Genomic DNA, 8,451 nt, shown 5'->3' on the forward strand with positions numbered 1-8,451 from the left:
AGTAATTTTAAAGCTATTGTTGTTCCAACAGAACAACAATGAATTGACTGTGCCAAAATCAAGTAAACTTGATTCTGATTGGTCACTCAGTTCATTGATAAATCTTTTTTGATTATCATCAACGAGTGCCCACACAGATTGATAGGTTTATATTGTTAAAGAGCGTTCTTCGCTGGATTGCCGAGGCTTCCTTTGAAGAGGCGGCCATTCTAGCGAGATAATGGAAAGTGTCAAACACTTTTTTACATTATTTCGTCTTACCGATTTGACCTACTGATTGGCTGGCTAATTGGGCTTGAACCCTTACTGGCTGTGCCGTGTCAGTGAGGTCGCATTATAGAGATCGCCGTCACGTTGGCAAGCGTTATTTTATAAAAATTGCAAAAATAGCGCTTAATCACCAAATTACTGCTCAAAGCCTTATTTATTCAATTTTACTAAGATCAAGTAAACACGTTACCCACAGAGTTATGCACATTAGCTGTAATTTTTATCTTTTCAAACGTAGAAAAAGCGCCTTCAGACGCTTTTCCCGTTTCACTCATTTCTTTTTTACACTATATAGAAGATTAAATACCTGCATCATCTCCTTAGTTATTCTCTTCATGAAGACCACACTCTCTTTTTAAGCCGAAGAAACGCGTTTCTTCTTCATTCATTCCCGGTTCCCATTTACGAGTGGTATGAGTGTCACCAACTGAAAGGTAACCTTGCTCCCACAATGGATGATACGGCAGGTGATTTTCTTGCAGATAATAATGTACATCTTTATTTGTCCAATCAATCACAGGTAGGAATTTAAACACACCATTTTGAATCGCTAAAATAGGTAATGTCGCCCGCGATTCTGATTGCTCTCGGCGTAGGCCAGAAAACCAAGTACCAATATCTAGTTCATCTAACGCTCTTCGCATCGGTTCTACTTTATTAAGGTGATTGTATTGTTCAATGCCAGTAACGCCTTGTTCCCAAAGTTTACCGTAACGCGCCTCCTGCCATGATGGACTTATCGTAGCGCTGAATATATGCAGATTGAGATTCAGGTGATCCGTGAGCTGGTCAATAAATTGATATGTTTCAGGAAACAAATAGCCCGTATCCGTCAATACCACTGGTATATCGCTTTTTACGCTAGAAACCAGATGCAGCATCAATGCGGCTTGAATGCCAAAGCTAGAAGAAAGCGCATGGGTTCCTTCTAGATTCTCAATCGCCCACATGACCCGCTGCTGTGCTGTTAACGTTTCGAGATAAGCATTTAATGGGGCAAGGTGTAACGTTTGCTCTACTTTAGTTAGCGCCAATAACTCGGACAATTTAGGAACTACTGGTACTTCAAGCATAGAAATCTCTCTTAGAGATGATCACCTCTTCTATAATGCCAGTGCGAATGGTGAAATCGCCAAAACCCTCATTGGATTGACGCTCTAGCGCCCAGCGTCCTACCAACTCATCAATTTCTTGAAGAATTTGTACATCGGTAATGTTTTCTTTATACATTTTAGGCACACGTGTGCCCGCTCTATTGCCGCCAAGATGTAGGTTGTAGCGACCGGGAGCTTTACCAACTAAACCAATTTCAGCCAACATGGCTCGGCCACATCCGTTCGGACAACCTGTGACACGTAAGATAATGTTTTCTTCTTTAGGTAACGCATGTTTTTGTAGGATCGTCTCTACATCTGTTACAAATTGAGGGAGGAAACGTTCCGCCTCAGCCATAGCTAATGGGCACGTAGGGAAAGAGACGCACGCCATCGAATTTTTACGTTGCTCACTCACATTGTCATTGATCAAACCATGCTGACGCGCAATCTGTTCAATCGTGGCTTTTTGTAGAGCTGGTACTCCCGCTACGATGAGGTTTTGATTGGCCGTCATACGAAAATCACCTTGGTGGATTTTAGCAATTTCTGCCACACCACTCTTTAGCGGTTTATCAGGGAAATCGAGTAAACGACCATTTTCGATGAAAAGTGTTAAATGATGCTTACCATCGATACCTTCAATCCACCCAATCCGATCACCACGTTCTGTGAGCTCGTAAGGGCGGCTGACCGCAAACTCAATACCAGCACGCTTTTCAACTTCGGCTTTGAACACATCGACGCCCACTCTATCGAGTGTGTATTTAGTTTTTGCATTTTTACGATTAGACCGGTTTCCCCAATCACGCTGAGTCGTAACCACAGCGGCGGCGACTTCTAAGGTTTTATCCAAAGGAATAAATCCGAAATCATCAGCACGACGCGGGTAAGTAGAAGTATCACCGTGCGTCATGGCTAGGCCGCCACCCACCAGCACATTAAAACCAACTAACCGACCTTGTTCGGCAATCGCAACAAAGTTTAAATCGTTGGCATGTACATCCACATCGTTTTGGGGCGGAATAACCACTGTCGTTTTGAACTTACGCGGTAAGTAGTTATTACCTAAAATCGGCTCTTCATCTGTAGTTTCTAGTTTTTCACCATCCAACCAAATTTCGGCATAAGCGCGCGTTTTAGGTAACAGATGTTCCGAAATCTTCTTCGCCCATTCGTAAGCTTCCTGATGCAGTTCAGACTCCACAGGATTGGACGTACACAGTACGTTACGGTTCACATCACCCGCCGTGGCAATCGAATCAATACCAATGCTGTTTAACGTTTGATGCATCAATTTAATGTTAGGCTTCAATACCCCATGAAACTGAAAGGTTTGGCGAGTGGTTAAACGAATGCTGCCATATAGGCTGTGCTCAGTTGCAAATTTATCTATCGCTAGCCATTGCTTCGGTGTGATGATCCCGCCAGGCATGCGCGCACGTAACATCACATTGTGCAGAGGTTCTAACTTTTGTTTTGCACGTTCGTTACGAATATCGCGATCGTCTTGTTGATACATGCCATGAAAGCGAATCAACTGAAAGTTGTCAGCACTAAAGCCACCTGTGATGTGATCTTGCAGATCTTGCTCGATCGTCCCACGTAAAAAGTGACTTTCACGTTTCAAGCGCTCGTTATCTGACAATGGGCCTAGCTCTTGTCCTAATACTTCTTGATGATTAGATTGTTGTTTGGTGCTCATTAGTACACATCCCTTTGATAACGTTTTGCTTTGCGCAGATCGTTGATATATGTCTCTGCCTGTTCACGTGATAACCCACCTTGCTGCTGTGCAATAACAATTAGTGCATCATGCACATCTTTCGCCATGTGCGTTGCATCACCACAGACATAAAGATACGCACCGTTTTGAATCCATTGCCAGACCAGTTCGGATTGTTCAAGTAATCGATGCTGAACGTAGACTTTCTCATGTTGATCACGGCTAAACGCCACATCTAGACGACTCAGCACACCGGATTTCAGATATTTTTGCCACTCAACTTGATAGAGAAAATCTTGAGTAAATGTACGATCACCAAAAAACAGCCAGTTTTTTCCTTTTGCTTCACGGTTATCACGCTCTTGAATAAAGCTACGAAATGGCGCAATTCCGGTGCCAGGACCAATCATGATAATAGGCACGTTATCATCTTGCGGTAGTTTGAAATTATTATTGTGTTCAATGAAAACCTTTACCTTGTCGCCCTCTTCTAAGCGCTGGCCAAGATAACTGGACGCTCCCCCAAAACGGTGCTCATCTTGGTGTGTATACTGAACAATGCTGACGGTAAGATGCACTTCATCTTCAACTTCGCTTTGACTTGATGCGATAGAATAAAGACGCGGCGTTAAACGACGTAATAAAGAGAGTAGCGCTTGGGCCGTCAGTTTAGTTTGTTTCTCTCGCAGTACATCAATCACTTGATGATGGCTCGCGTACAATCTGAGCTTCTCTTTATCCTCCACCAGCTCAAGCAGTTTCGTACAACCAGATAACTCAGCAAACTTGGTCACCATCTGAGGATTTGCAGCCGTAATTTCATATTTATGCATTAAAGCACTATGGATGGATAAACTTTCGCCATCGACCTCAACACTTTCGACACCCGATAGCCCAGTCGCAGATAACACGGCATTGACTAACTCTGTATCGTTTTCATACCATACTCCAAGCGCATCCCCAGACTGATACGTTATACCTGACTCACCCAAGTCAATTTCAATGTGGTGCACCTCTTTTCCTGAATCTCGCCCAGTAATTTTTTGACTCGTCAGTAAAGTCGCACTGTAAGGATTTTGCTTATTGTATTGAGATAGATGACTCGTGGTTTGACTCACGGGTAATTGCACAACTTGCGCAGGCGTACTTGCAAAAGCTTCTTTTACCACTGCTAATGCCTTGGCTTTCCACTCGGTGGCTTGATGTTCGTAATCAACGTCGCAATCCACTCGTTCAATAAAACGTTTGGCACCAAGCTGCTCTAAAAATGCATCAAAATCTTTACCCGTTTGGCAGAAAAATTCATAACTGGAGTCACCTAAGCCAATCACACCATATTGCAAGTGAGGTAATTTCGGTGCTTTCTTGGATTGTAAAAATTCATGCAGCGCTAATGCATTGTCAGGTGCTTCGCCCTCGCCATTGGTCGATGCAACAAAAATAACATGCGTTTCTTTCGCAAGATCTTTGCCCTTGTAATCACTCGCATCGAATAATTGAACCGCGATACCGGCAGCCTGAGCTTCTCTTTCCAATCCTTCAGCAAGGCCTTTTGCATTGCCTGTTTGAGAAGCGAAAATAATGGTTAATTGAGTCGCAGGCTCCATTGATACTAAAGTGGCTGCTTGTGAGCTGGAAGTAGAAATACTTGATGCTTGAGACTGACTGAGGCCCCAAAAATATCCGCTAACCCAAGCAAGCTGCTGCGGGGAAAGTTCTGAAATAGTACGCTGCAATCCGTTCAGTTGCGCGTCATTGAGTGGGCTAGCTAAACTGGCTAGCTCTTGGGGTATGGTATTTCCTGAAGACATGGTCACGACTTCCCTATTCATTGCGTGACAATAGATTAACCACTCTCTTTAATAACAAGAAAGAATAGATAAGTATGTTTTATAACTTTTTGGAAGTAGGCATTACGCTTAATTCTCTCATTTAGACTCGACTCGAACTTGCTTAAAACCCACCTCCATAGCCGATTTAGAGGCAAGATCCAGATCGGTATACTGGCATTCGTCACCCTGAGAATCGGTTAATAGCACGAACCCACCACGGCAATGCCGAAACTCGACTATCCAATGCCCTTCTTGGAAAGAAGGTTCAATAATGGCTTCGATAAGCTTGTTCTCACGATACAAGTCCCTTAACTCGGTAATCGTCATCACCACACCATTTTCACATTATTCACTCGTGAATTAAGCATGGTACATTTTGCTTATTCTGCTAAGAAATTGCGCAATAATATAATTGTCAGTTATAAAAAACGCCACCTTGCAGAGGTGGCGTTTTATGGAAAATGCATTTAGCGCGTAAGTATCGAATCGATACTTAAAATTGAAATTCAGCCCCTAAGAACCAACCATCAACAAAGACAAATGAGTTTTTCGTTTTTGGGTCAAGTTCGGTGAATTCAAGATCAATCACACGATAGCCGCCACGCAATGCGACATTGCCAGCACGAATAGGTATGGAATACCGCAAACCCGCTAGTACATCTGCGCTTTTAATTCCGCCACTATCACCAAAATCAAACTGCCCAATCACATCAACTTGGGTATTGGGAATTTTAATTGTGGCATAGGCATACCAGTTAAAAGTCGTCTTATCAAAACTGTACTTCAAGCTATCTGGTGCTTGATACTGAGAACCACTATATTGAGTGAATGTAACACCCGCATCGAACGACATTAACTGTCGCTCTAACAGATTGTAATACAAGGTATAGTCGTACTTATCAAAGGATGCATAATCCGCCTCAAGCGTAGTATAACGAATACTCGCATTGGGCAAATAAGGTAGCTGATGCTCAAAAGCAACGTGGATTGAAGGTGTCTTCACATCATCACGACGAGTATTGTCGATTTTAGTGCTGCCCCACCACATGTCAGCGCCAACTTCTCCACGATAAAATGATTCTGCTTGAACCGATGCGGTTGACATCATCATTGCCACACTGACCAACGCTAACCAAATTGGTTTATTCATCCCTATTGCTCCCTATTTATTCGCTACTAATTCATGTTCTTAATTGAACGCGATAGTAGCATATTCCTGAAGTGAGTTAACGTTTCGTTGACTGCCACATTAGCGAGGGGTGTACACCACATGACGGAAGAACCAGACCCCCAAAACAATCACAATGATCCAAGGTAGTAGCTTAAACATCACTCCAATCATGCCTAGTAATGCCAATACTATAAAGCCCATGACCGTCGCAATAAACACAGTCGCCAAAGTGATGCCTGTCGCCAATAAAGTTGCAATAAAAACCAATAAGAAAATAAGTTCAAACATGATGTTTTCCTCCGTTTCTCTTACCATTAGCAGATATCGAGCCAACTTGTCATTACCACCTCTGATTTCAAGTCAAGACTAAAAAAATCACAGTTTCTTGGCCAATCAAGCACTTGAAAAGCAATATTTATTTCAATAAAAAAAGCCAAATAACACCGAGTCATTTAGCCTTTCTATTATTGGTAAAAATCACCACTTAAGTTGGTAATTTTTACACATTCAACTCTTTCGGAATTTTTGCTAATGCCGCTTGCACGACTTCAATTCCCGCACCGGGCTTGTGCGCATTCTCACTGATATAACGTCGCCATTGACGAGCACCTGGCATATTTTGGAACATACCTAACATATGGCGGGTTATATGGCCAAGGTAAGACCCCTGAGCTAATTGACGTTCAATATAAGGAAACATCTCTTCAATAATTTGAGAACGTTTTTTAATCGGCGTATCCATACCAAAAATGGTCTGATCCACTTCCGCCAACAAATAAGGGCTTTGATAAGCTTCCCGTCCAATCATTACGCCATCAAGATGCTGTAAATGCTCACTGACTTCAGCTAAGGTTTTGACACCGCCATTCACAGCAATGACTAAATGTGGGAAATCTTTTTTCAGCTGATATGCCCGTGAGTAATCTAACGGCGGTATTTCACGGTTCTCTTTTGGGCTCAAACCACTAAGCCACGCCTTACGCGCATGAATAGTAAACTGTTCACAGCCCCCTTTCTCTGATACCAATGAAATAAAATCAGTCAAAAATTCATAAGAATCCATGTCATCAATACCAATACGCGTCTTTACGGTTACCGGAATATCAACTACTGATTTCATCGCTGCAACGCAATCCGCCACCAGTTGCGGCTCAGCCATTAAACAAGCACCAAAACGACCATTCTGGACGCGATCGGACGGACAACCTACATTGAGGTTGATTTCATCGTACCCGTACTGCTGGGCAAGTTTGGCACAATGAGCAAGGTCTTGAGGATTCGAACCACCCAATTGCAACGCTACTGGGTGTTCCTCCTCGTTGTAAGCCAAGAAGTCCCCTTTACCATGAATGATCGCGCCTGTCGTGACCATCTCGGTATACAGTAACGTTTGCGAGGACAGCAAGCGATGAAAGTATCGGCAGTGGCGATCTGTCCAATCGAGCATGGGTGCAACGCTGAGACGAGAAGATGGAAAGTTCATAATTAAAACCTTAAAAATCAACAATATAGAAATATGTCATATGTATTTTGCAATGACCTATTTCTGCATATTTTGTCCGGTTTTAACTTAAAAAGTCCCTAAAGGGATCAATTTGGGGACTTTTAGGGACACGAAAAGCAGAAATCTTCATGCGAATTTGGGTCGGGGATTATACAGCCAAGGTCACATTTCGCAAAATCTGTACCGCCACCATTGCAAGAGTCTTTGCCACAACCTGACCAGAGGAAATTAATGTGGCAACGATTAGTATTGAAAAAGTAGCAAGTAAACAGGGGACTCGATACAAAGCACGGGTGAGAGAAGCAAGAAATGGCAAACGTCTGTTCGAAAAATCTAAGACATTCGGCAAAAAGCGGATGCAAGTAAATGGGCAAAGCAGTTAGCTAAAGAGCTACGAGAAGATGGCATCCCCTCACTTGAATCTAGTTCGAAAGAAATTTTGATTGGCGATTTAATCACGCTCTACCTTGAAGATCCCATTACCTCACGAGATCTAGGGCGCTCTAAATCCGCAGTCTTAAGGCGGTTACGTTCTTATGACATCGCGCTTGTTCCCGCACACCTGTTGACAGCTACACACCTAGTGCAACATTGTCGAGTAAGACTTGCAGAGCCAACTGCACCGACACCACAGACGGTTTATCAGGACATCACTTACTTGCGCAGCGTGATCAACGTGGCTGGGCCAATGTTTGGCTACAACGCTAACGTACACGCGCATAATGAAGCGATACCTACATTAATTAAATATCGCCTCATTGGTCGCAGTGAGAAACGAGATCGACGCCCAACGTCAGTTGAATTGAATCTAGCAGAGCAAGGTTTAAGAAAACGTGAAAGCCACCGAGCATCAT

Annotated in this window: 8 protein-coding genes and 1 pseudogene; 2 read left to right on the plus strand and 7 right to left on the minus strand. The window is 43.1% G+C overall.

Going from position 1 to position 8,451, the window contains the following annotated elements; translation table 11 throughout:
* Window positions 1-590: 590 nt before the first annotated feature.
* The 7 genes from NB504_RS02465 to dusA form a co-directional block, all read right to left on the minus strand.
* Window positions 591-1,343: a phosphoadenylyl-sulfate reductase gene (locus NB504_RS02465; protein WP_258428192.1), complete on the minus strand. Its 753-nt coding sequence runs from the start codon at window positions 1,341-1,343 to the stop codon at window positions 591-593.
* Window positions 1,336-3,069 (minus strand): assimilatory sulfite reductase (NADPH) hemoprotein subunit, encoded by a 1,734-nt coding sequence (cysI, locus tag NB504_RS02470; RefSeq protein WP_258428193.1) that lies wholly within the window; start codon window positions 3,067-3,069, stop codon window positions 1,336-1,338. Before cysI ends, NB504_RS02465 begins: the two co-directional genes overlap by 8 nt.
* On the minus strand, window positions 3,069-4,922 hold the full coding sequence (locus NB504_RS02475; protein WP_194662691.1) for an assimilatory sulfite reductase (NADPH) flavoprotein subunit: 1,854 nt from the start codon (window positions 4,920-4,922) through the stop codon (window positions 3,069-3,071). Before NB504_RS02475 ends, cysI begins: the two co-directional genes overlap by 1 nt.
* Before the next feature lie 96 nt (window positions 4,923-5,018).
* Window positions 5,019-5,249 carry a hypothetical protein gene (locus NB504_RS02480; protein ID WP_038149123.1) on the minus strand — a complete coding sequence of 77 codons (231 nt, stop codon included), beginning with the start codon at window positions 5,247-5,249 and terminating at the stop codon, window positions 5,019-5,021.
* Between the two features lie 166 nt (window positions 5,250-5,415).
* Window positions 5,416-6,072, minus strand: coding sequence for a TIGR04219 family outer membrane beta-barrel protein (locus tag NB504_RS02485; protein ID WP_258428194.1), 657 nt, complete (start codon window positions 6,070-6,072; stop codon window positions 5,416-5,418).
* 99 nt (window positions 6,073-6,171) lie between these two features.
* Window positions 6,172-6,381, minus strand: coding sequence for an envelope stress response protein PspG (gene pspG, locus NB504_RS02490; protein WP_026027454.1), 210 nt, complete (start codon window positions 6,379-6,381; stop codon window positions 6,172-6,174).
* 211 nt (window positions 6,382-6,592) lie between these two features.
* Window positions 6,593-7,576 carry a tRNA dihydrouridine(20/20a) synthase DusA gene (dusA, locus tag NB504_RS02495; protein WP_258428195.1) on the minus strand — a complete coding sequence of 328 codons (984 nt, stop codon included), beginning with the start codon at window positions 7,574-7,576 and terminating at the stop codon, window positions 6,593-6,595.
* A gap of 254 nt (window positions 7,577-7,830) precedes the next feature.
* On the opposite strand from dusA, the gene NB504_RS02500 reads away from it, so the two are divergent.
* Window positions 7,831-7,980 carry a hypothetical protein gene (locus NB504_RS02500; protein WP_258428196.1) on the plus strand — a complete coding sequence of 50 codons (150 nt, stop codon included), beginning with the start codon at window positions 7,831-7,833 and terminating at the stop codon, window positions 7,978-7,980.
* 56 nt (window positions 7,981-8,036) lie between these two features.
* Window positions 8,037-8,451: pseudogene (locus NB504_RS02505) on the plus strand (site-specific integrase); the annotation flags it as partial.

The sequence above is a fragment of the Vibrio sp. RM-69-4 genome (assembly GCF_024743775.1).
Taxonomy (GTDB): domain Bacteria; phylum Pseudomonadota; class Gammaproteobacteria; order Enterobacterales; family Vibrionaceae; genus Vibrio; species Vibrio anguillarum.

Excerpts from the sequence above, each read along its gene's own strand:
- pspG (WP_026027454.1), bottom strand. The coding sequence starts at position 6,381 with ATGTTTGAACTTATTTTCTTATTGGTTTTTATTGCAACTTTATTGGCG.
- cysI (WP_258428193.1), bottom strand. The coding sequence starts at position 3,069 with ATGAGCACCAAACAACAATCTAATCATCAAGAAGTATTAGGACAAGAG.
- NB504_RS02465 (WP_258428192.1), bottom strand. The coding sequence starts at position 1,343 with ATGCTTGAAGTACCAGTAGTTCCTAAATTGTCCGAGTTATTGGCGCTA.
- NB504_RS02485 (WP_258428194.1), bottom strand. The coding sequence starts at position 6,072 with ATGAATAAACCAATTTGGTTAGCGTTGGTCAGTGTGGCAATGATGATG.
- NB504_RS02480 (WP_038149123.1), bottom strand. The coding sequence starts at position 5,249 with ATGACGATTACCGAGTTAAGGGACTTGTATCGTGAGAACAAGCTTATC.
- NB504_RS02475 (WP_194662691.1), bottom strand. The coding sequence starts at position 4,922 with ATGAATAGGGAAGTCGTGACCATGTCTTCAGGAAATACCATACCCCAA.
- dusA (WP_258428195.1), bottom strand. The coding sequence starts at position 7,576 with ATGAACTTTCCATCTTCTCGTCTCAGCGTTGCACCCATGCTCGATTGG.